The sequence below is a fragment of the Streptosporangium sp. NPDC023615 genome (assembly GCF_040640155.1).
Taxonomy (GTDB): domain Bacteria; phylum Actinomycetota; class Actinomycetes; order Streptosporangiales; family Streptosporangiaceae; genus Streptosporangium.
Genome location: NZ_JBFABE010000059.1, coordinates 1 through 24,170, shown reverse-complemented (window position 1 = coordinate 24,170; position 24,170 = coordinate 1). Strand labels below are relative to the sequence as shown.

The 24,170-nt window shown below is 73.0% G+C and carries 22 protein-coding genes; 13 read left to right on the top strand and 9 right to left on the bottom strand.

The features are described 5' to 3' along the window. The first annotated feature begins 325 nt into the window (after positions 1-325). The 7 genes from AB0G16_RS30080 (at position 326) to AB0G16_RS30050 (ending at position 11,404) form a co-directional block, all read left to right on the top strand. Positions 326-2,101 carry a S8 family serine peptidase gene (locus tag AB0G16_RS30080; protein WP_362812375.1) on the top strand — a complete coding sequence of 592 codons (1,776 nt, stop codon included), beginning with the start codon at positions 326-328 and terminating at the stop codon, positions 2,099-2,101. A gap of 131 nt (positions 2,102-2,232) precedes the next feature. Further along, the gene (locus tag AB0G16_RS30075; protein WP_362812372.1) at positions 2,233-2,652 is read left to right on the top strand and encodes a hypothetical protein; all 420 of its coding nucleotides are present in this window, start codon (positions 2,233-2,235) and stop codon (positions 2,650-2,652) included. A 130-nt stretch (positions 2,653-2,782) separates the two neighbouring features. Beyond that, entirely contained in the window at positions 2,783-4,213 is a 1,431-nt protein-coding gene (pyk, locus tag AB0G16_RS30070; protein WP_362812369.1) for a pyruvate kinase, read from the top strand. A 204-nt stretch (positions 4,214-4,417) separates the two neighbouring features. After that, positions 4,418-4,831: an acyl carrier protein gene (locus AB0G16_RS30065; RefSeq protein ID WP_362812366.1), complete on the top strand. Its 414-nt coding sequence runs from the start codon at positions 4,418-4,420 to the stop codon at positions 4,829-4,831. Beyond that, entirely contained in the window at positions 4,828-9,576 is a 4,749-nt protein-coding gene (locus AB0G16_RS30060) for an amino acid adenylation domain-containing protein (protein WP_362812363.1), read from the top strand. Before AB0G16_RS30065 ends, AB0G16_RS30060 begins: the two co-directional genes overlap by 4 nt. Then, complete coding sequence (locus AB0G16_RS30055) at positions 9,573-10,388, top strand: alpha/beta fold hydrolase (protein WP_362812360.1); 816 nt, start codon at positions 9,573-9,575, stop codon at positions 10,386-10,388. The genes AB0G16_RS30060 and AB0G16_RS30055 overlap by 4 nt, the downstream gene beginning before the upstream one ends. Continuing rightward, the gene (locus AB0G16_RS30050; protein WP_362812357.1) at positions 10,367-11,404 is read left to right on the top strand and encodes an LLM class F420-dependent oxidoreductase; all 1,038 of its coding nucleotides are present in this window, start codon (positions 10,367-10,369) and stop codon (positions 11,402-11,404) included. The genes AB0G16_RS30055 and AB0G16_RS30050 overlap by 22 nt, the downstream gene beginning before the upstream one ends. A gap of 124 nt (positions 11,405-11,528) precedes the next feature. Here AB0G16_RS30050 and AB0G16_RS30045 read toward each other — a convergent pair whose 3' ends face one another. Further along, a complete protein-coding gene (locus AB0G16_RS30045) occupies positions 11,529-11,726 on the bottom strand; it encodes a DUF397 domain-containing protein (RefSeq protein WP_362812354.1) in 198 nt (65 codons plus the stop codon). Between the two features lie 23 nt (positions 11,727-11,749). After that, positions 11,750-12,607: a helix-turn-helix transcriptional regulator gene (locus AB0G16_RS30040; RefSeq protein WP_362812351.1), complete on the bottom strand. Its 858-nt coding sequence runs from the start codon at positions 12,605-12,607 to the stop codon at positions 11,750-11,752. 128 nt (positions 12,608-12,735) lie between these two features. Here AB0G16_RS30040 and AB0G16_RS30035 point away from each other — a divergent pair, with 128 nt between their 5' ends. Beyond that, positions 12,736-13,026: a hypothetical protein gene (locus AB0G16_RS30035; RefSeq protein WP_362812348.1), complete on the top strand. Its 291-nt coding sequence runs from the start codon at positions 12,736-12,738 to the stop codon at positions 13,024-13,026. Then, entirely contained in the window at positions 13,023-13,466 is a 444-nt protein-coding gene (locus tag AB0G16_RS30030; protein WP_362812345.1) for an ATP-binding protein, read from the top strand. The genes AB0G16_RS30035 and AB0G16_RS30030 overlap by 4 nt, the downstream gene beginning before the upstream one ends. Before the next feature lie 121 nt (positions 13,467-13,587). Here AB0G16_RS30030 and AB0G16_RS30025 read toward each other — a convergent pair whose 3' ends face one another. After that, the gene (locus AB0G16_RS30025; RefSeq protein ID WP_362812342.1) at positions 13,588-14,208 is read right to left on the bottom strand and encodes a DUF6461 domain-containing protein; all 621 of its coding nucleotides are present in this window, start codon (positions 14,206-14,208) and stop codon (positions 13,588-13,590) included. Between the two features lie 509 nt (positions 14,209-14,717). After that, entirely contained in the window at positions 14,718-15,311 is a 594-nt protein-coding gene (locus AB0G16_RS30020) for a TetR/AcrR family transcriptional regulator (RefSeq protein WP_362812340.1), read from the bottom strand. A gap of 69 nt (positions 15,312-15,380) precedes the next feature. Here AB0G16_RS30020 and AB0G16_RS30015 point away from each other — a divergent pair, with 69 nt between their 5' ends. From AB0G16_RS30015 to AB0G16_RS30005, 3 genes are all read left to right on the top strand, one after another. Further along, the gene (locus tag AB0G16_RS30015; protein WP_362812337.1) at positions 15,381-15,755 is read left to right on the top strand and encodes a nuclear transport factor 2 family protein; all 375 of its coding nucleotides are present in this window, start codon (positions 15,381-15,383) and stop codon (positions 15,753-15,755) included. A 210-nt stretch (positions 15,756-15,965) separates the two neighbouring features. Continuing rightward, on the top strand, positions 15,966-16,802 hold the full coding sequence (locus tag AB0G16_RS30010) for an alpha/beta hydrolase (protein ID WP_362812334.1): 837 nt from the start codon (positions 15,966-15,968) through the stop codon (positions 16,800-16,802). Beyond that, on the top strand, positions 16,795-17,397 hold the full coding sequence (locus AB0G16_RS30005) for a WHG domain-containing protein (RefSeq protein ID WP_362812331.1): 603 nt from the start codon (positions 16,795-16,797) through the stop codon (positions 17,395-17,397). Before AB0G16_RS30010 ends, AB0G16_RS30005 begins: the two co-directional genes overlap by 8 nt. Here the strand turns inward: AB0G16_RS30005 and AB0G16_RS30000 are convergent. Together AB0G16_RS30000 and AB0G16_RS29995 are read right to left on the bottom strand one after the other, a co-directional pair. Next, entirely contained in the window at positions 17,394-17,552 is a 159-nt protein-coding gene (locus AB0G16_RS30000; RefSeq protein ID WP_362812328.1) for a hypothetical protein, read from the bottom strand. The genes AB0G16_RS30005 and AB0G16_RS30000 overlap by 4 nt on opposite strands. Before the next feature lie 105 nt (positions 17,553-17,657). Then, positions 17,658-18,299: a TetR/AcrR family transcriptional regulator gene (locus AB0G16_RS29995; protein ID WP_362812324.1), complete on the bottom strand. Its 642-nt coding sequence runs from the start codon at positions 18,297-18,299 to the stop codon at positions 17,658-17,660. Positions 18,300-18,497: 198 nt separating this feature from the next. Between AB0G16_RS29995 and AB0G16_RS29990 the strand changes: the two genes are divergently transcribed. Beyond that, positions 18,498-19,301 (top strand): siderophore-interacting protein, encoded by an 804-nt coding sequence (locus AB0G16_RS29990; protein WP_362812321.1) that lies wholly within the window; start codon positions 18,498-18,500, stop codon positions 19,299-19,301. A gap of 108 nt (positions 19,302-19,409) precedes the next feature. Here AB0G16_RS29990 and AB0G16_RS29985 read toward each other — a convergent pair whose 3' ends face one another. The 3 genes from AB0G16_RS29985 to AB0G16_RS29975 form a co-directional block, all read right to left on the bottom strand. Then, a complete protein-coding gene (locus AB0G16_RS29985) occupies positions 19,410-20,219 on the bottom strand; it encodes a maleylpyruvate isomerase family mycothiol-dependent enzyme (RefSeq protein WP_362812318.1) in 810 nt (269 codons plus the stop codon). A 180-nt stretch (positions 20,220-20,399) separates the two neighbouring features. After that, positions 20,400-21,944, bottom strand: a complete 1,545-nt coding sequence (locus AB0G16_RS29980; RefSeq protein WP_362812315.1) for an MFS transporter — start codon at positions 21,942-21,944, stop codon at positions 20,400-20,402. Further along, positions 21,925-24,170 (bottom strand): AMP-binding protein (locus AB0G16_RS29975; RefSeq protein ID WP_362812312.1); only part of this gene is annotated, 2,246 nt, incomplete at its 5' end. The genes AB0G16_RS29975 and AB0G16_RS29980, both read right to left, overlap by 20 nt.

The window sequence follows — 24,170 nt, the reverse complement described above, 5'->3', positions numbered from 1 at the left end:
GTGCCCGGTGTGTGCCCGGTGTGTGCGGCACGCGGTGCGCGGCACGTGGAACGCGGGGCCGGCCCCATCCCCCGGGGGCCGGCCCGTCGCGCGACCGGAGGAGCCAGAATGGAGCCGGGAGAGCGCACCCCGGACCGGCCCGGGAGGAGGGCCGGAGCCCGGCACCCCGGGGCGGGACCCGGGATCGGATCCGGGGACCGGATCCGGGGGCGCGGGGCCGGCACCATCACCTCGACGAGAGCGCGCAAAGCAGGGATACGAATTGCTTTGTCGTACATATGCCTGAAAGATAAATATTCTTGATCGGGCCAGGTGCGGAGGACGGATGAATCGCGGTAGCAGAGGTCTGATCGGGGCGGCGACCGCGCTGACCCTGGCGGCGACCCTCACGGCGGGGGCCCTGGGCGAAGGGGCCACGGCCGCCGCGGGCCAGACCCGCGAGTACCTGGTCTTCTACGCCGACGGCGCCCGCGACCGGGCGGCCGGGGCGATCGGCGCGAACGGCGGCACCGTGCTGTCGGGCGACACGAGGCTCGGCTACCTCGTCGCCGACGGTCCGGGCGAGCGCTTCGTGGAGGGGCTGGCGGGCAGCGACGCCGTCGAGGGCGTCTCCTCCGACCGCAGGATCGGCACCGCCACCGCGTTCTCCGGCACGGCCTCCGGCTCGGGTCCAGGCTCGGCTTCCGTGGCCGCCGCGCCCTCCGGGACGTCCAGGACGTCCAGGACGTCCGGGGCTTCCGGAGTGTCCGGGGCCCTGGCCTTCCCCGACGCCGACGCCCTGGGACGGGCGGGCACGCCCGCGGGGACGGCGGCCGGTGCCGCGCCGGAGCCGCTGGCCGGCCGGCAGTGGGACATGAAGCTGATCGGCGCCACCACCGAGGGCTCCTACGCCACCGCGCCGGGCAAGAAGGAGGTGCTGGTCGGCGTCATCGACACCGGCATCGACGGCCGCCACCCCGACATCGCGCCCAACTTCAACCGCGAGCTGAGCCGCAACTTCGTCACCGACCGGCCCAAGGACCCCAACGGCAAGGTCCTGGACGGGCCGTGCGAGGTCGCCGGCTGCAAGGACCCGGCCGACCGGGACGACGACGGCCACGGCACCCACGTGGCCAGCACCATCGCCTCGCCCGTCAACGGCCTGGGCATCGCCGGCGTCGCCCCCAAGGTCTCCCTGGTGAACCTGCGCGCGGGCCAGGACTCCGGGCTGTTCTTCCTCAAGCCCAGCATCGAGGCGCTCACCTACGCCGCCGACAACGGCATCGACGTGGTCAACATGAGCTTCTACGTCGACCCCTGGCTGTTCAACTGCAAGGCCAACCCCGCCGACTCCAAGGCCGAGCAACTGGAGCAGCGCGGCATCGTCACCGGCATGCAGCGCGCCCTGGACTACGCCCGCAAGCGCGGTGTCACCCTGATCAGCGCCCTCGGCAACGGCTCCACCGACCTCGGCAGGCCCAGCAAGGACACCTCCAGCCCCGACTACCCCAAGGACGCCGAGCGCAGCCGCAAGGTCGACAACTCCTGCCTCAACGTCCCGGCCGAGTCCAAGGGCGTCATCTCGGTCTCCTCGGTCGGCCCGACCACGCGCAAGGCCTACTACTCCGACTACGGCCTGGAGCAGACCGACCTGTCGGCCCCCGGCGGGGACGAGTTCGACGGGAGCAAGGCCTACGACCCCACCAAGGGCATCCTGGCCGCCGCGCCCAAGAACGCGCTCCAGGCCAAGGGGCAGATCAGCGCCGACGGCACGCCCAGGGACGACTCGATCGTCCGGGAGTGCGGGAACGGCACCTGCGCCTACTACCAGTACCTCGTCGGCACCTCCATGGCCGCCCCGCACGCCACCGGCGTCGCCGCGATCCTGATCAGCCGCTTCGGCAGGAAGGCCAAGGGCGGCGTCACCATGGCCCCCGGGGACGTCCAGCGCCTGCTGTACGCGACCGCCACGGAGAAGGCGTGCCCCACCCCGCGCGCGTACACGTACAAGATCGACCTGGTGAAGGACGAGACGCACCGGTGCGAGGGGTCCAAGGCGCGCAACGGCTTCTACGGCCACGGCATCGTCAACGCCGCCGCGGCGGCGACCACCGCCCGCTGAACCCCCCGGGCGTGCGCGGTCCCTTCACCGCGCACGCCCGGCGGTGTTCAAGAGACGATCAACAGGCGGATGCCCCCGGGCGCGGCGGGGAAGGAGAAGGGTTCCGGCTCCGTCTCGTCACTGGGGGACCCATGAGACTCCTGTCGCGCCCGCACCAGCTTCCCGCCCGGATCGCCGTCGGTGCGTACATCCTGAACTCCGGGCTGGGCAAACGCTCCGCCGGGCCGGAGACCGCCGAGGGGCTGCACGGCATGGCGGCGGGCACCTACCCCTTCCTCAAGGACATGGAGCCGGTGCGGTTCGTACGGCTGCTCTCCACCGCGGAGATCGCCCTCGGTGCCGCACTGCTGATCCCGGTGGTGCCGTCGCTGCTGGCCGGTGCCGCGCTGACCGCCTTCGCCGGGGGACTGGTCGGTCTCTACCTCAAGACGCCGGGCATGCGCGAGGAGGGGAGTCTGCGCCCCTCCCAGCAGGGCATCGGGATCGCCAAGGACGTCTGGCTGCTGGGCATCGGCGCGGGGCTGGTCGTGGAGGAGCTCGCCCGCGACTGAGGCGGCCGGGGGCGAGGTGGTCGATTCGCAACCTGGTGTTCACGGAAGGTAGCGTAATGTCACCGGTTTTTTCATCGGCGCTCTGACCAACGTCACGACCAAGTGGTCTGTACCAATTAGGGTGGGATCCGTGACTCGTCGCGCGAAAATCGTCTGCACTCTAGGCCCCGCCACCTCCTCTCCCGAACGCCTACGCGAACTGATCGTGGCAGGGATGGACGTGGCCCGTTTCAACCTCAGCCACGGCAGCCACGAGCTGCACAAGGAGGTCTACGACCGCCTGAGGGAGGCCGCCGCCGAGCTCGGACGTGGCGTAGGTCTGCTGGCCGACCTGCAGGGTCCCAAGATCCGGGTCGGCAAGTTCGAGGAGGGTCCGGTCCGTCTCGGCTTCGGTGACGTCTTCACGATCACCACCGAGGACGTCCCGGGCGACCGCGAGCAGGTCTCCACGTCCTACCAGGGGCTCTCCAAGGACGTCAGGCCCGGGGACAACATCCTGGTCGACGACGGCCGTGTCCGTCTCGAGGTGACCCGGGTCGACGGCCAGCGCGTCACCACCCGCGTGGTCATCGGCGGCATGATCTCCGACAACAAGGGCCTCAACCTCCCGGGCGTCAACGTCAGCGCCCCCGTCCTGACCGACAAGGACGAGACCGACCTGCGCTGGGCGCTGCGGACCGGCTTCGACCTGGTCGCGCTCTCCTTCGTCCGGCGTCCCTCCGACGCCGACGTGGTGCGCAACATCATGGAGCAGGAGGGCATCCGCCTCCCGCTGCTCGCCAAGATCGAGAAGCCGCAGGCCGTGGAGCGGCTCCCCGAGATCATCGAGGCCTTCGACGGCATCATGGTCGCCCGCGGTGACCTCGGCGTCGAGCTGCCGCTGGAGGAGGTGCCCATCGTGCAGAGGCGTGCCATCGAGCTCTGCCGCGAGAAGGCCCGCCCGGTCATCGTGGCCACCCAGATGCTCGAATCGATGATCACCGCCCCGCGTCCCACCCGCGCCGAGGCCTCCGACGTCGCCTACGCCGTCATGGACGGCGCCGACGCGGTCATGCTCTCGGGGGAGACATCGGTCGGCAACTATCCGATCGAGGTCGTCGAGACCATGAGCCGCATCGCCACGACGGCGGAGAAGAGCTCGCTGCAGGCCACGCACAGCCTCGACCGGCTGCCCGAGACCACCGGTGGCGCCATCGCCCGCGCCGCGGCCGAGGTCGGCGCCATCGTCGGCGCCAAGGCGCTGGTGGCGTTCACCATGTCGGGCGAGACGGCCCGCCGCCTGGCCCGTTACCGCTCGCCGATCCCGCTGCTGGCCTTCACCTCGGCCCGTCACGTCCGCAACCAGCTCGCGCTGACCTGGGGCGTGGAGACCTTCGAGGTGCCGTTCGTGCACCACACCGACGACATGGTCCGGCAGGTGGAGGCCTCGCTGCTGGCCAACTCCCGCCTGGAGAAGGGCGACAAGGTCGTCATCGTCGCCGGCTCGCCTCCCGGCACCGCCGGTTCCACGAACGCCCTGCGTGTGCACACCATCGGGGCGGCGGTCTCCAACCCCGCCTGATCCGTCCTCGCGTACTCCCGGCCACCGCTTCGGCGGTGGCCGTCGGTGTTTTCGGATGTTCCCTCCGGATTCTTGGAGCTCTTTCCGGTCACGGATTCAAAAAGGCGAAAAATATACTCTTGTCGTGTCCGAATAGGTGTCAGAGGATCGGTCCATGGCGTGCCCGGATCCGGGCCGCCTCACGAACTGAACGAGAGGCACCGGATGATCCAGGGCAGTCGGCCGGGAGGAGCGGAGCCGCGACGCGGAGAGGGAGCGGGCGGGCCACCCGGCTCTCCGGGGCAGCGCGTCCCGGCCGCCGACAGGGTCGCGGAGATGATAGAGGCGCGCCTGGGGCGACCCGTCGATCCCGATGAGAACTTCTTCGAGGCCGGTCTGAACTCCATGGCGCTGGTCGAGCTGCACGCCGACCTCACGGGCGAGCTCGGCCTGGACTTCCCGGTCACGTCGATGTTCACCCGGCCCAACGTGCGGGCCCTGAGCCGCCTCGTCGAGGACGCGCGGGAACCGGTGAAGCAGGAGCCGGCCAGGAGCGAGCCCGCCCGCCTGCGTGCCGTCGGCGGCAGCCGCCGGGACGTGCGCTCCCGCATCCGCCGCGACGGCGGGTCGCCTCGGTGACGGACACTTCGCCGATCGCCGTGATCGGCACGGGCTCACGCGTGCCGCTCCCCGCCGACCCTGCCGAGGCCCTACGGAGCGCCGACGCCCTACGGAGCGCCCGGGACGCGCCGGCCGCCGGTGAGGGACCGGGGAGCGCCCCGGGGACCCCGGACGCGGCCGTGGAGGCCGCGCTGGAGGACGCGGGGTACGACCCCGCCCGCCTGCCCGGCGTGTTCGCGGCCTGTGACACCGCCGGGGCCGCCTGCCTGGCCCTGGCCTCGGGTGCCTGCGACCTCGCCGTGGCCCCGGCCGGGCCGGACCTGCGCGCGGTCGCCGGACCGGGCACCCCGATCGTGCTCCGGCGCCTGGGCGACGCCCTGCTGGACGGTGATCTCGTACACGCCGTGATCGACGTCGCCGGCGGTTCCCCGGCAGGCTCCGGCCCCGCCCGCAGCGGGTCCGGATCGCCCGGCCGGGGACCGGTCGCGGACGGCTCGGGCACCGGCCGGGCGGGCACGTCCCCCGGGGCGTCCGCGTCCCGGGTGCCGCTGACGGTGCGGGACGGTCCTCCCCCGGTCCACCTGCCCGCCGACGGCCGGCCCCGCGTCGTCGTGTGGTCGGGCCGCACGGCCGAGGAGGCCGGGACCGTACGGGCGAGGCTGGCGGAGTTCTTCGCCGGCCTCCCCGCCGACCGGTTCGCCGACGCCGTGGCCGTCCTGCAACGGGGCCGCACCGCGCACCCGGTACGGGGAGCGGTCGTGGCCGCCACCCCGGCCGAGGCCGCCGAGGCCCTGACCACGGCCGCGACCACTGCCACGGCCACGGCCACGGTGGCGGACGGCGCGGCGGGTGCGGCCTTCGTGTTCCCCTCCGGCGGCGCCGGACGGCTGGGCGCCTCCCTCTACGGGACGGAGCGGCTGTTCAGCGAGGCCGTGGACGTCTGCCTGGAGGCTCTGGAGCGGCACGGCGTCGACGTTCACGACGCCTGGCTCGCCGGGGAGCGCGACGACGACCCGGTGACGTTCGCGGTCACCCACGCGCTGGCGGCGACCCTGACCGGCTGGGGCGTCACCCCCCTCGCCTGCTCGGGGGAGGGCGTCGGCGAGCTCACCGCCGCCGTCCTGTCCGGAGCCGTGGACCTCGACGAGGCGATCGCCCGCCTGGCCTCCTCCACGGCCTCCTCCACGGCCTCCTCCACGGCCTCCTCCACGGAGGCTTCCACGGCCTCCTCCACGGCGGCCACCGGGCCGGGAGCCCCCGCCGGTGTCGCGGAGCCGGTGCCGCCGACGTCCCTGCTGGTGGGAACGGCCGGGGAGCGGGCCGGGCGGGCCGGCGAGGGGACGACCCTCGACTGCGGTGACGACCGGCGCGGCCTGCTCGCGGCCGTCGCCCGGCTGTGGACCCTCGGCTGCCCGGTGGACTGGGTCGCGCTCGACCCCGACCACCCCCTGCAGCGCCTGCCCGTTCCCGGGAGGTACGGCACCGCCGCACCGGCCCCGTCACCGGTCGCCGATTCCGTACCGGCGCGGGGCCCCGTCACGGCACCGGTGGCCGCGACCCCTGCCGCCGCCCCCGTGCCCGCTCCGGCGGGCCGGGAGCCCGGTGTCGCGGGAGCGGCCGGGGACGCCCGGCGAGAGCCGGGGGAGCGGCCTGCCAGTGCCGGGCTCCCGGTGAGGACACCGGAGGGCCTGCCCGAGCCCGAGGAGCCGCTGCGCAGGCCCGAGGCGGTGCCGTACTCGTTCTGGGTGCTGGAGCAGCTCGCCGGGTCCAGCGGGGTGTCCAACCTGGCGGTGGCGTTCAGGACCCGCGAGCCGCTGCGCAGGCTCCCGCTGCAGATCGCGGTGAACCGGCTGCTCAAGCGGCACCCGGCGCTGCGCCTGCGGTTCCCCGAGGTGGACGGCGCTCCCGTGCGGCACCTCACCGCGCCCAAGGACGCGCAGATCAAGCTGGTGAACGGGGAGACGACCGAGGAGACGCTGGTCGCCGACCTCCAGGCGTTCCTCGACGTGCCCTTCGACCTGGACCGCGACCTGCTGCTGCGCGCGGGGCACTTCACGCTGCCCGACGGCGGCGGGAGCGTGGTCTGCCTGGTGGCGCACCACATCATCGTGGACGCCACCTCGATGCAGTTCCTCGTGGAGGAGCTGGGCGGCTTCTACGACGCGCAGACGAGCCAGGAGCCGCTCCCGGCCGCGCTCACCGGCACCGCGCCCATGCTGGAACCGGGCCGTGCCTCGCGCGGTTCGCTGGACTACTGGCTGGAGCGGCTGCGCGACGTCGACCCCGGCGCGATGGTGCTGCCCGGCAGCAGGCCCTCGCCCGCCCGGCCCACCTTCGCCGGGCACACCTGCTCGTGGGAGGTGGACGCCGACACCCGCCGGGCGCTCGACACGCTCCGGGCCGGCCTGCGCACCACCGACAACATCGTGCTGGCGGCGGCGTTCATGCTCACCCTGCACGCCCACGGCGCCGGCCCCGACCTGGTGGCGGCGATGCCGGTCACCACCCGGACCGCCGCGATGCGCGGGCACGTCGGCTACGGCGTCAGCACGCTGCCGATCCGCGTCCTCGCCCATCCGGACGAGGGCTTCGCCGCCCTGGTGCGGCGCGTCGAGGACGCCTTCTTCGAGGCCGTCGAGCACGCCGACGCCTCGGTGGAGGCGGTGCTGGTCGAGCGCGGGCACGACACCGGCGACTGGCGGGTGCCGCTGTTCCGGCACATGTTCAACTACCGGCCGTGGACCGACGAGCAGGTCAGCATCCGCGGATCGGTCCCCGAGTACGTCGAGGACCTGTTCGACCGCAGCCGCCTGGACCTGCAGTGCATCGCGGTGCAGGAGCCCGGCAGGCTCACGATCCGGGTCTGGCACAGCACCGAGGTCCACGACGAGGCCGAGATCGCCGCGTTCGTCTCCAGGATGACCGCGCTGCTTCGGCGGGCCGCCGAGGACGGCGGGCGAGCCCAGCGGGCGCTGGAGGCGTTCTCGGCGTCCGACCGGGCGCTGCTCGACCGGCTCAACGACACCGCGCGGACCTGGGAGGGACCGGCCACGCTGCCGGAGAGGATCGCCGCCCACACCGGCGCGGCCGTCCTCGACGGCGACCGGGAGGTCGGCTACGACGAGCTGCTCGCCTGGGCGGCGACGGTCAGGGACACGCTGGTCTCCTACGGCGTCGGCCCCGGTGACATCGTCGCGCTCGGCCTGCCCCGCTCGGCGGCGGCGGTCGCCGCGGTGCTCGGCGTCTGGGCCGCCGGGGCCGCCTACCTGCCGCTGGACCCGCGCCAGCCCGAGCTGCGCCTGGCCTACCAGGTGGAGGACTGCCGCGCCCGGCTGGTGATCTCCGACGCCGACGCCCCGTGGGCGGGGGAGATCCCGGTGATCGCCATGCCGGCGTCCCCCGGCGCCGGGGGTACGAGGCTGGACCCCGCCGGGGCCGCCGCGGCGATCACCGGCGACTCGATCGCCTACGTGATCTACACCTCGGGTTCCACCGGGCGGCCCAAGGGGGTCGCCGTCACCCACGGCAACCTGGCCAACCTCGTGCTGGACTTCGCCGGCCGGCTCGCGGCCGGGCCGTCGGACGCGGTGCTGTGGTCCACCACCACGTCGTTCGACATCTCCGCGCTGGAGCTGATGCTCCCGCTCGTCGCCGGCGGCACCCTGGTCGTCGCCTCCGACGACGACCAGCTCCAGCCGCGCAGGTTCCTGGAGCTCATCGCCGCCCGGGACGTGCGCGTGGTGCAGGCCACCCCGACGGCCTGGCGGCTCATCGCCCCCGAGGCGGGCGGCGAGCTGGAGGGCCGGATCGTGCTGTGCGGCGGGGAGCCCATGCCCGCCGCGCTCGCCGCCGACCTGCTGGGGCTGGGCTGCCGGCTGTTCAACGTCTACGGCCCCACCGAGACGACCATCTGGTCCACCGCCGCGGAGATCACCGCCCCGCCGTCCGACCCGGTGCCGATCGGGGTGCCGCTCGCCAACACCCGGATCTTCGTACGGGACGCGGACGGCCGCGAGGCCCCTCCCGGGGTCCCGGGCGAGCTGTGCCTGGCGGGCGACGGGGTGAGCGCCGGATACGTCAACCGGCCGGAGCTCACCGCCGAGCGGTTCGGCGAGCATCCCCGCCACGGGCGCTTCTACCGCACCGGCGACATGGCCCGGCTCAGGCACGACGGCACCCTGGAGCTGCTGGGCCGCGACGACCGCCAGATCAAGCTGCGCGGGCACCGCATCGAGCTGGGCGAGATCGAGGCGGTGCTGCACCACCACGACGCCGTCAAGGTCGCGGCCGTGATCGTGCACGACGAGCGGCTGGTGGCGTTCGTGCAGCCCACGGCCGAGCCCGACGAGGACGCGGTCGCGGCCCTGCGCCAGGAGCTGTGGCGCTACGCCGGGACGCGGCTGCCGGACTACGCGGTGCCCTCGGGGATCGTGCTGACCGGGGAGCTCCCCATGACCGGCAACGGCAAGATCGACCATCGGGCGCTGACCGTACCCGAGGACGACGCGCCGGCCGCCCCGCAGGCACCGGCGAGCTCGGAACTCGCCGAGGGGGTGCTGCGGCTCTGGCGGGAGGCGTTGCGCCGCCCGAACCTGGGCGAGCACGACAACTTCTTCCTCAACGGGGGGCACTCGGTGCTCGCGGTGCGGCTGATCGCCCCGCTGGAGGACCTCGCCGGTCACCCGATCGGCGTACGCGCGGTCTTCGACCATCCCACCCCGGCCGAACTGGCCGCCTACATCCAGGAAGGGGCGGGATCGTGACCTACTCCCCGTGGTTCGTGCCGGTGGGGGAGCGGCGGGAGGGCCGGATCCGCCTGTACGCCTTCCCCAACGCGGGCAGCGGCCCGGCCTCGCTCACCGGCCTGGCCGAACGTTTCCCCGACGAGGTCGAGGTGTGGTCGGTGAACCTGCCCGGCCGTCAGGCCAGGCTCGCCGAACCGCCCGCCGAGGACCTCGACGCGCTCGTCGACGCGCTGGCCCGCGACCTGCTGGCGACGGCGCGGGAGCCGTACGCGCTGTTCGGCTACTGCAGCGGCGCGCTCCTGGCCTACCTGGTCTGCCGCCGCCTCGCCGAACTCGCACCGCCCCCGGGGCCTGTCGCGTCACCGGGGCCGGGCACGCCACCCGGGCCGGGTCAGGCCCCGGCCGGGCCGGTGCGGCTGCTGGTGGGGTCCTTCGCCGCGCCGGACGTCACGCTCCTGCTGCGCAGGCTGCCGTCCCTGCCCTCCTGGCTGTTCTGGGACCAGCTCATCGAGCTGGGCGGCGTCCCGGCGGAGGTGGCCGAGCGCGAGGTGCTCAGGCCCATCCTGGAGCCCGCCCTGCGCGCCGACTTCGGCATGCTCGCCGGGTACCGGCACCGCCCCGCGCCGCCGCTGCCCACCCCCATCACCGTCCTGTACGGCAGCCGCGACGGCTCGGTGTCGCGCGGCGGGCTGCTCGGCTGGCGCAGGCAGAGCGCGCGGCGCCTGTCGATGCGCGAGCTGGACGCGTCACACTGGCTGGCCGAAGAGGTCCCCGACCTGCTCGCCGCCGTCATCGCAGAGGAGATCGGATGCGTCTCGGTTACAGCATGAGCTACTGGGGCGGTGCCGGTCTCGGACCGGCCGACCACCTCACCCTGGTCCGCGAGGCCGAGCGGCTCGGCTACGAGTCGGTGTGGGCCGCGGAGACCTACGGCACCGACCCGGCGAGCCTGATGGCCTGGATCGCCGGGCAGACCGAACGGATCGGCCTGGGCACCGGCGTGCTGCAGATGTCGGGCCGCAAGCCCGTGGTGGCGGCGATGACGGCCGCCACCATCGACCAGGTCTCCGGCGGCCGGGCCCGCCTGGGCGTGGGCGTGTCCGGGCCGCAGGTCGTGGAGGGCTGGCACGGCGAGCGGTTCGACCGCCCGCTGGCCCGCGCCCGCGACTACCTGTCGGTGCTGCGCCTGGCCCTGGAGGGCCGCCCGGTGAGCTACGCGGGCGAGACGATGACGCTGCCGCTCCCCGGCGGCCAGGGCAAGGAACTCTCGCTGGGCGTCTCCCCGGTCCAGAAGCACCTGCCGGTCTATCTCGGCGCCATGGGCCCGGAGACCACCGCGCTGGCCGGGGAACTGGCCGACGGCTGGCTGGCGATCCACTTCCCGCCCGAGCACCTGGCCGAGCGCATGGCGCACCTGCGCGCCGGCGCGGCGCGGGCCGGCCGCGACCTGGACGGCTTCGACGTCGCCCCGATGATCCTCACCCTCGTCGACGAGGACGAGGAGCTGGCCTTCGACATGATGCGGCCGATGCTCGCCCTCTACCTGGGCGGCATGGGCTCACGCCGGACCAACTTCTACAACCGGCTGGCCCGCTCCCTGGGTTTCGAGAAGGAGGCCGAGGAGATCCAGGAGGCGTTCCTGGCCGGGCGCCAGGGCGAGGCCATGTCACTGCTGCCCGACGGCCTGGTCGACGCGATGACGATGTGCGGGCCGCCCGGCAAGCTCCGCGAGCGCGTCGCCGCCTACCGCGAGGCGGGCGCCACCAGCCTGGTCGTCGGCCTGGTCACCCCGACGTTGCGGCTGCGTCTGGAACAGCTCGAACTGGTCGCCGACCTGGTGACCTGACGCTTCCCCGGATCCGCCGGGATCGTGCGGCCTGTGGCCCGCGCGATCCCGGCGGGTCACGAAGCGTCTGATGCTCCGCGTTCACCGATCATCGGCCGTGTCCCGCTCTGAGTTTCGGCCTTCGTCACGCGTCGTTCTTCAGCCGTGTGACGAAGGCCGACCACGTGTCACGGGCGAAGACGAGTGCGGGGCCGCCGGGGTTCTTGGAGTCGCGGACGGCCACGACGCCGCCCAGGTCCGCGACCTCCACGCAGTCACCGTTGGCTCCGCTGAGCGAGCTCTTGCGCCACGTGGCGATGGTCAGGTCTACCGGTTCGGACATCTGACGCCCCTTCGGCTGGACACTCACGCCACGGTGTTCGGCGCGTTCATCAGCATAACCGCCGTTTCGGCGGGGCTGAGGGCCGCGGCCCTGAGGTAGTCGAACACCGAGACGTACCGACGGACGTCGGCGGCGTCCTCCAGATACAGGCCGCTGGACATGTTCTCCAGGTAGATGACGTCCAGGTCGTTCGAGGCGGGAAAGCCCACGACGGTGAACGACCCGGTCATCGCCGGATGCGCCCCGGCCCGGTAGGGGAGGATCTGGATCATCACGTTGGGGAGGCGGCCGATCTCGGCGAGGTGCTTGAACTGACCGGCGGTGATCTGGGCCGTTCCCACGTGCTGACGCACCACGCCTTCGCCGAGAACGACGGAGAGCTCCAGCGGGTCGCCGTCCGTGAGCCGTTTCTGGCGCTCCATCCGCACGGAGACCCTGCGCTCGACCTCCTCCGGTGTGTCTCCTGGACGTCCTGCCGCGATGAGGGCTCGTGCGTAGTCGGCGGTCTGCAACATTCCCGGCACCAGCGTCTGCTGGTACGTCCTGAGGGACGTCGCCTCGGCTTCGAGCCCGATGAGCGTCGCGTAATCACCGGGGAGCACGTCCCCGTAGTTCTGCCACCATCCTCGCTGCCGCGCCTCCCTGGACAGGGCGAGCAGGGGCTCCCGGTCGGCTTCGGGCACCTCGTACATGTCGAGGAAGGCGCGGAGGTCTCGCGGGCGTATGCCTCGGCGGCCCGTCTCGATCCTGCTGACGGAGGCCGGCGTGAGCTCCATCCGTTCCGCGGCCTCCTGCATGGACAGGCCGCGCTCGATGCGCAGCCGTCGCAGCTCCGATGCCAGGCGACGTCTGCGCACGGTGGGACTCGTGTCAGCGGTCAAGTTCGCACCTTCCTTCCGTTCCTCCGCTTTGGAAGTTTCCAAAGGTAACCACCAGAGCCCTATGACCTGCGGTACGTTCCGGAGTGTAGTCAGGCAACTACGGAGGTGGTGTGAAGATGGCGACACCGGTGCGAAAGCACGATCCGCAGCAGGAGCAGTACATCCACCTCGTACGGCTGGGCTGGGACCTGAGGGTTCTGGGAATCTCCACCTCGGTGGTGGTCCCCGCCGTAGGGCCGCCGGTACTGGAGATCATGTCCGCGTCCGGGGTGCGGCTCCGGGTCCGTGTCGTTCACCGCGCGTGGGGGTGGGTCTTCATCTGGCGGCCGTGGTGGTCGGTACTGTGGCGGCGGCGCGAATGGATCTGCGCCGAGGCGGACAACGCGGCCGACATGATCGCATCGGCGGCGATCGCGTGAGCGCGCCCGACCGGATCGGCCACGGTGCGACGGCCGGGCGCTGGGACGGGCTGCGCGTTCTCGGGCGGCGGGAGTTTCCCGGCGTCGCACGGTCGGCGGGGGCCGCGCGCACGTGGACGGTGGAGCTTCTGCGCGGTCATGTGACCGCCGAGACGCTGGAGACGGCCGAACTGCTCGTCAGTGAGGTGGTCACCAACGCGATCCTGCACAGCGACTCGGCCGGACCGGACGGGCTCATCACGGTCCGGGTGGGACTGGGCGGGGGTCTGTTCCACGTCGAGGTGACCGACGAAGGCTCGGCGACCAGCGTGCCCGCGATCCGGACGACCGACGAGGACAGCCTCAGCGGGCGCGGCCTGGCCTGGGTGGACCGGCTGGCCGCCGCCTGGGGTGCCGACCACGACGAGGCGGGCGGGACGGTCTGGTTCCGACTCCCGTAAGACGGATCGGCGATCCTTTAGATCCCTCCGGTGCTCGGAAGCGGGTCATGCGGAGCCGCTCGGGCCGGACGGAGCCGAACGACGACCTGCCCGGCGGGGCCGAGGGTTCGTCTTTGCCGGTTCACCCGCTCTGAGCTGTCGCTTCAGGACGAAAAAGCTCGCCGGCGGGCGGCGCGGTCCGTTCTGGGGCAAAGCCCCACATGAACGTGGAGTCCTTCAGCAGTCGCTCCGTCACCCTGATCCCGGTCAGGTGCTCGACGAGCAGGAACGCCGGCCCTTGGTAGTAGTGGTGGGAAAACGGCGGGTGGAGCCTGTGGATCTCCGTCATCGTGTCCGTGATTTCGTCCGGGTCCTCCGCCGGATATTCCGCGTCGACCCCCCAGAAGAACCGGATCTCGCCGTCCTCGCACCAGTGGAAGTAGTCCAGGCCCTTGATGGCGAGTGCGGCCTGGGAGACGAGGCGGGTGCCCTCGGAGAGCATGGTGATCACGTCTTCGTCGGTGCCGAGCCAGTCGGGGTCGAAGACGAACGTCCAGTCGCCGATGGAGGTGATGCCGAGAGGCTCCCCGTGGCTTGGGTACTGATCCGGGTCGTCGGGGAAGGGGCCCGGCGTGAAGTCCTCCCAGCGGCCACCGAGGCGGGCGATCACCTGTTGAGGCGTGGCGCGGACGTAGATGAAGCTGTAGCACTCCTCGCCGTATTCGCCGCGGAGCCAGGAGACGTCGGGGGGCTGCATGGTCATGCCGTGATGTTGTCAGCCGCCACCGACAGACACGGGAACCGGCCGTCACGGGACGACGGAGCCGGACGCGATGCGGCGTGGCGCCCCCGGCCTTCGCCGGCCATGGTGGCCGAACGGCAGGCGGGCGATGTGATCTACTCGCGGCGAGGTGTCACATTTCCAAAGGTGCCGGACATGAACAGACGTCCGGCACCTTTCGGCAAGGAGATCGTGTGACCCAGCGAGATCGCTTCGAGGCGGTCTATGACGCGTACTAGCCGGCGATACACCAGTACGCCGCCCACCGGCCGACTCCATCGGCCTGGCGGTCAAGGGCGACAGGAGCACCGTGGTGCTGGAGTCGGGCTGGACCGACACCAGGCGGTCCCCACCCTCGGCCGGGTGAGACCCGCCGGGCCGGCCGCCGTCCCGGTGCCGGGCGCGACGACGGGGCGGGACGGTACGGGCGCTGGCCACGTACGACCCGGTGACCTCGCCCGGCGCGGCCCGGTGCCCGGGGGCGTCGCCGATCAGGGCTCGCGGGCGCCGTACAGGCGCACGATGCTGTGGCGGAGCGTCGCCGCCGCCTGGTCGGTGGTCATGCGGCCGGCGGCGACCTCGCCGCCGGCCGCGTGACCGAGCGCGATCGTCGCGGAGATCAGCCAGGCCGGGCCGAGGACGCCGTCGAACTCGCCGGTGGCCCGGCCGCGCCTGATCAGTTTCTCCAGGCCCTCGGTGACCGGGGCGTGCAGGCGGTCGGAGTCCGCCGGGTCGACGGTGGTCACCGAGGGGTGCAGGAGCAGCGGGTACCGGTCCATCAGCCGCCAGATGACGTCCAGCCAGCGCAGCAGCGCCTCCAGGGCGGTGCCGCTCTCCACGTCGGCGTCGAGGGCGGCGATGACCTCGGCGGTGATGCGGTCGACGACCGCGGCCACCAGCAGCGGCCGGGACGGGTAGTGGGCGTACACGGTCTGGCGGGTGACGCCCGCCGCTGCGGCGACCTCCTCCACCGTCGCGTCCGGGTGCCGACCGAGGACCTGGACGGCGGCGTCCAGCACGGCGGCGGCGCTGCGCTCGGCGTCCGAACGCCGCCGACGGCGCCGGACGCCTTTTATCTCTGACACGTTGTCCAATCTATCAGCCGGCGTTATCATGGACACGATGTCAAAGATAAGACGATCCAGGGAGATCGCATGACGCCTCGCGCCGATCTGGCCGGCTACCTGACCCACTATCCGCAGGAGGCGGGCCTGGGGGAGGAGGACCCGGCGGCCGTGCTGGACCGCTATCACACGCCGGACTACGAGGTGGTCAGCGACGGGGTGCGGCTGGACCGGCAGCGGCTGCTCGACCACATGCGCCCGGCCCGCAAGCGGGTCGCCGGTGTCCGTGTCGAGGTGGAGCAGGCGTTGGTGGACGGTGACCAGGTCGCCGCCCGGTACCGGCTCGTCGCGGAGATGCGCAAGGGCGGCACCGTCGTCACCGAGATCTACATGTTCGGGGAGCTGGCCGCCGACGGCCGGTTGCGCCGCGCGGTCCAGGCCACCCGGCCGATGCCGTCCGAGTAGATCCGCAGGAGCGGGAGCGCCGACCCCGGCAGGCGGGAGAGGGGAGGCGGGAGGCGGTGTGGCGAGTCGCGCGGGCTGGCCGGGGCGGGCCGTCGCGTTCCGGAAGGCGTCCTGCCCCTCCTCGTGGCCGTTGCCGGGGGTCGTCGTTGACAGGTTTGGCTAATGGGAGTAGCTTTTAGCTAATCGAGTTAGCCAAACCTGGAGGACGTCATGACCGAACACCTCGCCGTCGACGGCGGCACGATCGCTTACGAGGTGACGGGGGCCGGGCCGCTGATCGTCCTCGCGCACGGCATGGGCGACAGCCGGGCCGCGTACCACGCCGTGATCCCGCCGCTGGTGGCGGCGGGGTACCGGGTCGCCGCGGTCGACCTGCGCGGCTGCGGCGAGTCCAGCGTCGACTGGCCGTCCTGGAGCCGCACCGACATCGCCGGCGACCTGCTCGCCGTGATCCGCCACCTGGGCGGCCCGGCCGTGCTCGTCGGCCACTCGATCTCCGGCGGCGCCGCCACGATCGCCGCGGCGGCGGAGCCCTCGCTGGTCACCGCGGTCGTCGAGCTGACGCCCTTCACCCGCAAGCAGTCGATCCGCCTCGGCGACCTGCGGGTCAAGCGCTTCCGGCGGGGCATGCTGCGGCTGGCCGGCGCGACCACGTTCGGCAGCGTGCCGCTCTGGCGCTCCTACCTCGACGTGGCCTACCCCGGCGTGAAGCCCGCCGGCTGGGCCGGGCGGCTCGACCGCGTCGACTCCCTGCTGCGCGAGCCGGGCCGGATGAAGGCCCTGCGGGGCATGGGCGGGGGCACCCCGGCCGACGCCGGCGCGCGGCTCGGCGACGTCCGCTGCCCGGTCCTGGTCGTGATGGGCACGCTCGACCCCGACTGGGCCGACCCGCGCGCCGAGGGTGAGGCGATCGTCGAGGCCCTGCCGTCCGGCCTCGGCCGGCTGGAGATGATCGAGGGCGCCGGGCACTACCCGCACGACCAGTTCCCCGAGCGGGTGACCGAGCTCGTGCTGGACTTCCTCCGGTCGGACGCCTCCCGTGCCTAGGGCCGGCCTGGACCCGGCGGCCGTGGTCGCTGCCGGAGCCGCCCTCGCCGACGAGGTGGGCCTCGCGGGCCTGACGATGGGGTCGCTGGCCGAGCGGCTGGGTGTGCGCCCCCCGTCCCTGTACAAGCACGTGGACGGCCTGGAGGACCTCACCCGGCGCATCGCGGTCCTGGCACTGGGCGAGGCGGCCGAGGCCATCGGCGGCGCGGTCCAGGGGTACGCCGGCCGCGACGCCCTGGAGGCCGCGGCGCGCGCCTTCCGCGCCTTCGTCCTGGAGCACCCCGGCCGGTACGCCGCGACGATCGGCGTGGAACCGTCCGGCCCGGACGACCCGCTGACCACCGAGAGCCGGCGCGCGCTGGGCGCGTTCACGGCGGTCCTGCGCGGCTACGGGATCGCGGAGTCCGAGACGGACCACGCCCTGCGCATGCTCCGCAGCCTCTTCCACGGCTTCGCCACGTTGCAGGTGGGCGGCGGCTTCCGGTGGAGCGCCGACGTCGACGAGAGCTTCGAGTGGCTGATCGCCTTCGTCGACCGGGGCCTGCGCGCCCTGGGAACGCCGCCGTCGACGGCCGCGCCCGCCGCGGCGCCCTAGGGAGCCGACATCGTCTCGATCACCGGGCCTGCGGCGGCGATCTCCGTGCTCGCCCGGACGAAGGCGGCGACCGCCCGTGACCGCGTCCGCTCGGGCCAGGCCGGCAGGATCGAGCTCCTCGGCGCGTCGAGCACCGGCACCTTCACCGACGACACGGGTCCCGTGCCCTGGTAGGAGCGGCCGGGTCCGGTCCCGGGAGCCGGGCACGGGATCCGGGGCGCCCGGCGCGGGCCGCCCAGGGTGATCTGTCGCCGGTGACGTCACCCGGTGGCGGGAGGGGCCTGCCCGGCCGTGAGGTAGCGGGTGAGCATGGCCGTGAGCTCGTCCTCCAGCCGGGAGAGGTCGACGGGGTCGGGGGAGGCGATGAGCTGGTGGACGGCGAGCTCGACCGTGGAGACGGCGATCCGGGCCGCGGTGTGCGTGTCCCCGACCCGCGTCTCGGGGTGACGGTCCAGCAGGTCCCGCATGTAGGCGACCCGTGCCCGCTCGTACCGGGTGATCCTCTCCAGCAGCGCGCCGGAGCGGGGCGCCTGCTCGACCATCACGCGCAGCAGCTGCGGATCGTCGAGGTGGTTCTCGATCGCGGCCCGTACGAAGACGCGGATGATCCCCTCCAGGGAGTCGGGCAGCTCCTCGCTCTGGCGCCGCTCGACGGCGGTCATCCCGGCGTCGAGGTGCGCGACCAGCAGCTCCACCAGGATCGCGTCCTTGTTCGGGTAGTACTGGTACAGCGAGCCGATCGAGATCCGGGCCCGTTCGGCGATCCGGTTGGTGGTGCCCGAGGCGTAGCCGTGTTCGGCGAAAACGTGAGCAGCCGCCGTGAGGATGCGTTGCCGGGTGAGCTCGGCCCGGGTCTGGCGTGGCTGTTTACGTGGGCGAAGCCGGCGTTCGTCCGACGTCATGGCACCTCCTGGACGGCGCCGGAAAGCGAGTGGCGCGCGACGTGAATGATTGCTCATAATAGTGGCCTGACCTGCGGCGAAGCAGAAAAAGCCGCTGCGGGACCACATGCTCGGCGCTCGCCGGCCCTCGCCGCGCGGCTCCCGCCCGCCGGTGGGACCGCCATCCCCGCCGACCGGCCGAACCCGATGAGGAACGACATGCTGCCCAAGGTACGCGCCCCCGAGACACGCAGGATGATCACGCTGGAGGTGCTCGCCAGCACCCGGCTGAGCCCCGGTTTCACGACCGTCACCCTCGGCGGCCCCGAGCTGGAACACCTGACACCCATGGGTCACGACCAGATCGTGCGCCTGTTCTTCCCCCGCGAGGGGCAGGACCGGCTGCGGATGCCGAGCTTCTCCAACGAGGCGTGGATGGCGGAGCTGCTCCTGATGCCGAAGTCGCGCCGTCCCTGGGTGCGCAATTTCACGATCCGGCGGGTTCGGCCGGAGCTCGGCGAGGTGGACATCGAGTTCGCCCTGCACGGCGACGCCCCGGCCTCCTCCTGGGCCAGGAGCGCCCGGCCGGGGTCGCCGGCCGGCATCTTCGACATGGGGATGAGCTACCTGCCGCCGGCCGGGGTGTCCTGGCAGTTGCTGGTGGGGGAGGAGAGCGCCGTGCCGGCGATCCTGGCCATCCTGGAGCACGCGCCCCCGTCGCTGGTCGCGGAGGTCTTCCTGGAGGTGCCCCGGACGGCGGACATCCGGCCGGACATCGTCGCCCCCGAGGGGGTACGCGTGCACTGGCTGGCCCGCGACGGCGCGGACGGCCTGCCCGGGACGCTGGCCCTGGAGGCGGTCAGGCGCTCCCCGCTGCGGCCGGGCCGGTTCTACACCTGGGTGGCGGGCGAGACCAGGCTGCCCACCGGTCTGCGCCGCCACCTGGTCAACGACCGGGGCGTGCCGAAGTCCGACATAGCGTTCCTGGGGTACTGGCGGCACGGGCGGTCGAGCCCCGGCTGACGCCCGGGGCACGTGGACGCGCCCTCCTGTCCCGGGACGACGGCGCGGGTCCCGCCGTGGGCGGCGATCGTGGAGGCCCCGCCAAGGGGAGATCCGGCGTGGGCGGGCTCAGAAGCCCGGGAACACCCGGCGCAGGTCGTCCAGGGTGATCCCGTCGCCGGTGACCGTCACCGACGCCGGGGTGTGCTCGGGCGCGAGCCTGCCGGTGAGCAGGCGTGCCCACGCCTCGGCGGGCAGCGACAGGACGACGTCGGCGTCTTCGGGGGCCTCGCTGAAGCCGACGGTCTCGCCCAGGGTCAGGCCCAGCACCCGCCCGGGATCGGTCGTCTCGACCCGCAGGGTGGTGGCCACGCGCGGGTCGAGGGCGTCGGACCTGGCGATGAAACCGGTCAGGAAGCCGAGCGGCCCGGCGTGCAGGTCGGTCAGCACCCCGGCGGTCTCCGGCGCGACGGCCGCCGCCGGGTCGAAGGCGACGCGCACGTCCCAGGAGTGCAGCGCGGACTCGTTCAGGCGCATCCCGGCCACCAGCGCGACGTCGCCGGGCTCGGGCAGGAAGCCCAGCTTGATCCTCAGGTCCTCGCGGGCGGTCGCGTCCAGGCTCTCGTACGCGGAGACGATCTCGGCGTCCGCAGTCGCGAAGTCCGCGGCCTGCTCCTTGGGGCCCTTGGCGTTCCAGCGGTCCCAGACCGCGTTCATGAAGTCCGAGCCGGGGGCGTCCCGGCCCTCCCTCGCCGCCCGCAGCGTGGCCAGGCCGATCTCCGCGCCGCTGCCGATGTGGCTGAGCACCTGGGCGACCGTCCACTCCGAGCAGCCCGAGGAACGGGTGAGGTCGGGAGCGTCCAGGTCGCGGACGAAGGCGGTCAGCTCGTCATGGGTGGTGCGCAGGGCCGCGACGGTCCTGTCGGCGAGGCTGGTCATGGTTCTCCTGAGGGGTGGCGCGGGACACGACGGCCAGGTCGACCGGCCGGGTGCATCGTATCCGGCCACAGGCGCACGATCGGAGGCGACCGGCCGGGTGCGTCGTGTCCGGCCCCCGGCATGCCGTCGCGACGACCGGCCGGTGGCGGCCCTCCCCGTCGCGGGAGGGCCACCGCCCGGTCAGGTGCCGGGGATCCTCTTCACCTTCGGGATGGGGGAGAAGACCAGCAGCAGGATCGGCAGGATGGCCCCGGCGACGACCGCGAACAGGATGGCCGTGCGCAGGCCCAGGGTCTCGCCGAGCAGGCCCGCGCCCAGGGCGCCGAGCGGCGCCGGGATCAGGCCGAGGGAGTAGATCGTGCCGATCACCCTGGCCTGCAGGTGCGGCGGCGTGATCGACTGGACCAGGGTCATGTTGCTGACGAAGAAGACCTGGTTGCTGGCCCAGACGATGAACTGGGACAGGCCGAGCATCCCGGCGGCCAGCCAGACCGGTCCGGACGCGAACGGCACCAGCAGCAGCGCGCAGTTGCCGACCACCGTGCTCCACAGCAGCGTCGGGCCGATCCCGATGCCGCGCATGACCCTCACCGACATGGTGGCGCCGAGGATGGCGCCGACACCGCCGGTCGCCATCACGATGCCCACCCACTCCGGCGGCAGGTCGGGCCCGCCCCGCAGCAGGAACAGCACGTAGATCGACTGCATGGCGCCCATGACGAAGAACGAGTACAGCCCGCTGGCGATGGCCAGCGGCCGGATCATCGGCTGATCCATGATCCACTTGAAGCCCGCCCAGATCGCCCGGTGCACGCTCCCGGCCGTCTCCTCGTCCGGTACGGGGGCGTCCTCGCGCTTGCGGATGAGCATGATGGCGATCGCGGAGAACAGGTACGTGAGCACGTCGATCATGATGAGCAGCGGCGCGGCCACGACCTTGAGCAGCGCCGAGGCGACGCCGGGACCGGCCGTCTGCGCCAGGGACTCGCTCAGCTGCAGCTTGCCGTTGCCCTCGCCGAGCTGGTGCATCGGGACGAGCAGCGGGAAGTAGGAGCGGTAGGCGACCTGGAACAGCACCGACAGCAGGCTCAGCAGGAACACGACCACGTACAGCACGCCGAGCGTGAGGGCGTCCATCACGTACAGCAGCGGTATCAGGGCGAGCACCGCAGCCCGGCCCAGGTCCGACCAGATCAGCACCGGCCGCTTGCGCATCCGGTCGATGTAGACGCCGAACAGCAGGAAGCCCAGCATCGGCAGCCGGAGCAGCGCGCCGAGGATTCCCATCTCGGTCGAGCTCGCGCCCAGGGTGACGATGGCGATCAGCGGGATCACCAGGTAGGAGATCTGCGAGCCGAACTGGGAGAGGGTCTGGCCGGTCCACAGGCGCAGGAAGTCCTGGTTGCCCCAGAGGCTGCCGCCGCCCCCGCCCCCGCCCCCGCCCTGTCCGGGGTGCTCGCCCTCGCCGGTGTCCTTCGGGTTCCCCGGCTCGCCGGGACCTCCGGGGTCCCCGAGCGCGGCGGGGTCCGCCGGTCCCGCGGCCTCGCCGGCGGGGCCGGCGACACCCGCGGGCGCGGCCGGTCCTGCGCTCTCCCCGGGAGGGCCGGTGACGGTCGCGGCCGGTCCGGCGGGCCGGACGTCACGGGGGTTCTCGGCGCCGTCCGGGAGCCGGGGTGGCCCCGGGCTCCCGGCGCCCTGGGTGCTCTCAGTGTCCGGTGACGCCATGGTCGATCCAACTCCTCAGCTTGGCGGCCGCCTCGGCGACCAGGGGTTCGAAAAGGATGACCACGCGCTCGCCGGGAATCGCCTCGATCGCGAGGTTTCCCTTGACCACGTCGCCCCAGCCCAGATCGGGCCGGTCTCCGGTGGGGGCGAACAGCGCCACGTCACCGTCGTAGGGTTCGTGCCGGTAGCGGCCGACCGCGTGCGCGTTGGCCCGGAACACCGTCAGGAAGCGCCGGGCCTGCTCGACGTCGGCGGTGTCGGGGGCCAGCCGCTGCTCCCGGCTCGCGGCGGCGATGACGGCCAGCAGCATCTCCTCCGGGCCGAGCCCGGCGAACTCCGCGGCGTCGGCCTCCAGCGGCCCTCCGGCCAGCGCGTGGGTCATCAGGGAGGCGTCGTCCTCCAGCGAGCTGTTGATCACGGGCTCGTCGGCGTCGGAGTAGAACAGCACCAGCAGCGGGACGTCCTCGCCGAGCTCGCGCAGCCGCCTGGCCATCTCCATCGCGATGTTCCCGCCGATGCAGAAGCCGCCCAGCACGTACGGGCCGTGCGGCCGGACGGCCCGCAGCCGCTCGACGTAGTCCTCGACCATGTCGGCCATGGTGGTGTGCGGCTCCTCGCCGGGGGCCAGCCCGGCGGCGGCGATCGCGTAGACGGGCTGGTCTGGGCCGAGCCTGCGGGCCATCGGCTGGTAGCGGAAGACCTGCCCGCCCAGGGCGTGCACCAGGACGATCGGCGGGCGGTCCCCCTCGGCGTTGAGCGTCACCAGCCGCTGCTCGCTCAGGTCCTCCGGGCGGCGCAGCACGTCCGCCAGGCCCGCCACGGTCGGCGAGGCCAGCACGGTGGCGACCGGCAGGTCCCTGCCGAACTCCCGCCTGATCCGCACGGCCAGCCGCAGCGCCAGCAGCGAGTGCCCGCCCAGGTCGAAGAAGTCGTCGAACACCCCGACCATGGGGACGTCGAACAGCTCCTCCCAGATCGCCGCGACCCGTCCCTCGACCGGGTCCCTCGGCGGCACCCGGAAGGCGTCGCCGCCGGTCCGCTCCGGCGCGGGCAGGGCCTTGCGGTCCAGTTTGCCGTTGTGGGTCAGGGGGAGCGCGTCCAGCGCCACCCAGGCCGAGGGGATCATGTGCTCGGGCAGCCGGGAGCGCAACCGCGCCCGCCAGTCGACGCCCGGGGCGTTCCCGGGGCCGTCGCCGTCTCCGGCCGTACCGGCGCTCGCCGGGGCGTCGTCGCTCCCGGCCGTTCCGGTGGTCACCACGTAGCCGATCAGGCGGTCGCCCTCGACGACGACCGCCGCCGCCCGCACCTCGGGCTCGGAGAGCAGCGCGGCCTCGATCTCGCCGGGTTCGACGCGCATGCCGCGGATCTTGGTCTGGGTGTCGAGGCGGCCCAGGTAGTCGAGTTCGCCGTCGGGTCGCCAGCGGGCGCGGTCCCCGGTGGCGTACAGGCGGGAGCCGGGGGGTCCGTAGGGGTCGGGCAGGAAGCGTTCGGCGGTCAGGGCGGGGCGGCCCAGGTAGCCGCGGGCCACCTGCGTCCCGCCGATGAAGAGCTGCCCGGGGGTGCCCACCGGGGCCCGCCCGAACCGGTCGTCGAGCACCTCCAGGCGGGTGTTGTCGACCGGGCGGCCGATCGGAACGGTCGGCTCGGCCGGGTCGCACACGTGCCAGGAGACGTCGACGGCGGCCTCGGTGGGGCCGTAGAGGTTGTGCAGCTCCACCCCGGGCAGCCGCTCGGCGAAGCGCCGCACCAGGTCGGCGGGGAGCGCCTCGCCCGAGCACACCACCCGGCGCAGGCTCCCCGTACGGGCGCCGCCCGAGCGGGCGCCGCTCACGGGAGTGGCGTCCGGGCCGTCCGTGGCGGACGCCTTCGCGATGTCCACGAGCAGCGCGGTCGCGGTGTCCTCGGGGGAGCCGGGGGTCTCGGAGCTCGCGGAGCCGGCGTCGTCGGTGACCAGGTCCGGCGTGTCGAGGAACGCGTCGAGCATGGACGGCACGAAGTGCGCCGTGGCGACCTTCTCGGTCTCGATGAGGTCGATGAGATGACCGGGCTCGTAGTGCCCGCCGGGCCGCGCCACCACCAGGCCCGCGCCGGTGAGCAGCGGCCAGAACAGCTCCCAGACCGACACGTCGAACGACACCGGCGTCTTGTGCAGCACCCGGTCGGCCGGGGTGAGCCGGTAGGTCTCCTGCATCCAGCGCAGCCGGTTGACGATCGCGCGGTGCGAGA

What these genes read in the sequence shown, in the direction of transcription:
- AB0G16_RS30045 (WP_362812354.1), bottom strand. Translation starts at nt 11,726, where the DNA reads ATGTCCGAACCGGTAGACCTGACCATCGCCACGTGGCGCAAGAGCTCG.
- AB0G16_RS30025 (WP_362812342.1), bottom strand. Translation starts at nt 14,208, where the DNA reads ATGACCATGCAGCCCCCCGACGTCTCCTGGCTCCGCGGCGAATACGGC.
- AB0G16_RS29985 (WP_362812318.1), bottom strand. Translation starts at nt 20,219, where the DNA reads ATGACCAGCCTCGCCGACAGGACCGTCGCGGCCCTGCGCACCACCCAT.
- AB0G16_RS30075 (WP_362812372.1), top strand. Translation starts at nt 2,233, where the DNA reads ATGAGACTCCTGTCGCGCCCGCACCAGCTTCCCGCCCGGATCGCCGTC.
- AB0G16_RS29980 (WP_362812315.1), bottom strand. Translation starts at nt 21,944, where the DNA reads ATGGCGTCACCGGACACTGAGAGCACCCAGGGCGCCGGGAGCCCGGGG.
- AB0G16_RS30050 (WP_362812357.1), top strand. Translation starts at nt 10,367, where the DNA reads ATGCGTCTCGGTTACAGCATGAGCTACTGGGGCGGTGCCGGTCTCGGA.
- AB0G16_RS30010 (WP_362812334.1), top strand. Translation starts at nt 15,966, where the DNA reads ATGACCGAACACCTCGCCGTCGACGGCGGCACGATCGCTTACGAGGTG.
- AB0G16_RS29995 (WP_362812324.1), bottom strand. Translation starts at nt 18,299, where the DNA reads ATGACGTCGGACGAACGCCGGCTTCGCCCACGTAAACAGCCACGCCAG.
- AB0G16_RS30065 (WP_362812366.1), top strand. Translation starts at nt 4,418, where the DNA reads ATGATCCAGGGCAGTCGGCCGGGAGGAGCGGAGCCGCGACGCGGAGAG.
- AB0G16_RS29990 (WP_362812321.1), top strand. Translation starts at nt 18,498, where the DNA reads ATGCTGCCCAAGGTACGCGCCCCCGAGACACGCAGGATGATCACGCTG.
- AB0G16_RS30015 (WP_362812337.1), top strand. Translation starts at nt 15,381, where the DNA reads ATGACGCCTCGCGCCGATCTGGCCGGCTACCTGACCCACTATCCGCAG.
- AB0G16_RS30080 (WP_362812375.1), top strand. Translation starts at nt 326, where the DNA reads ATGAATCGCGGTAGCAGAGGTCTGATCGGGGCGGCGACCGCGCTGACC.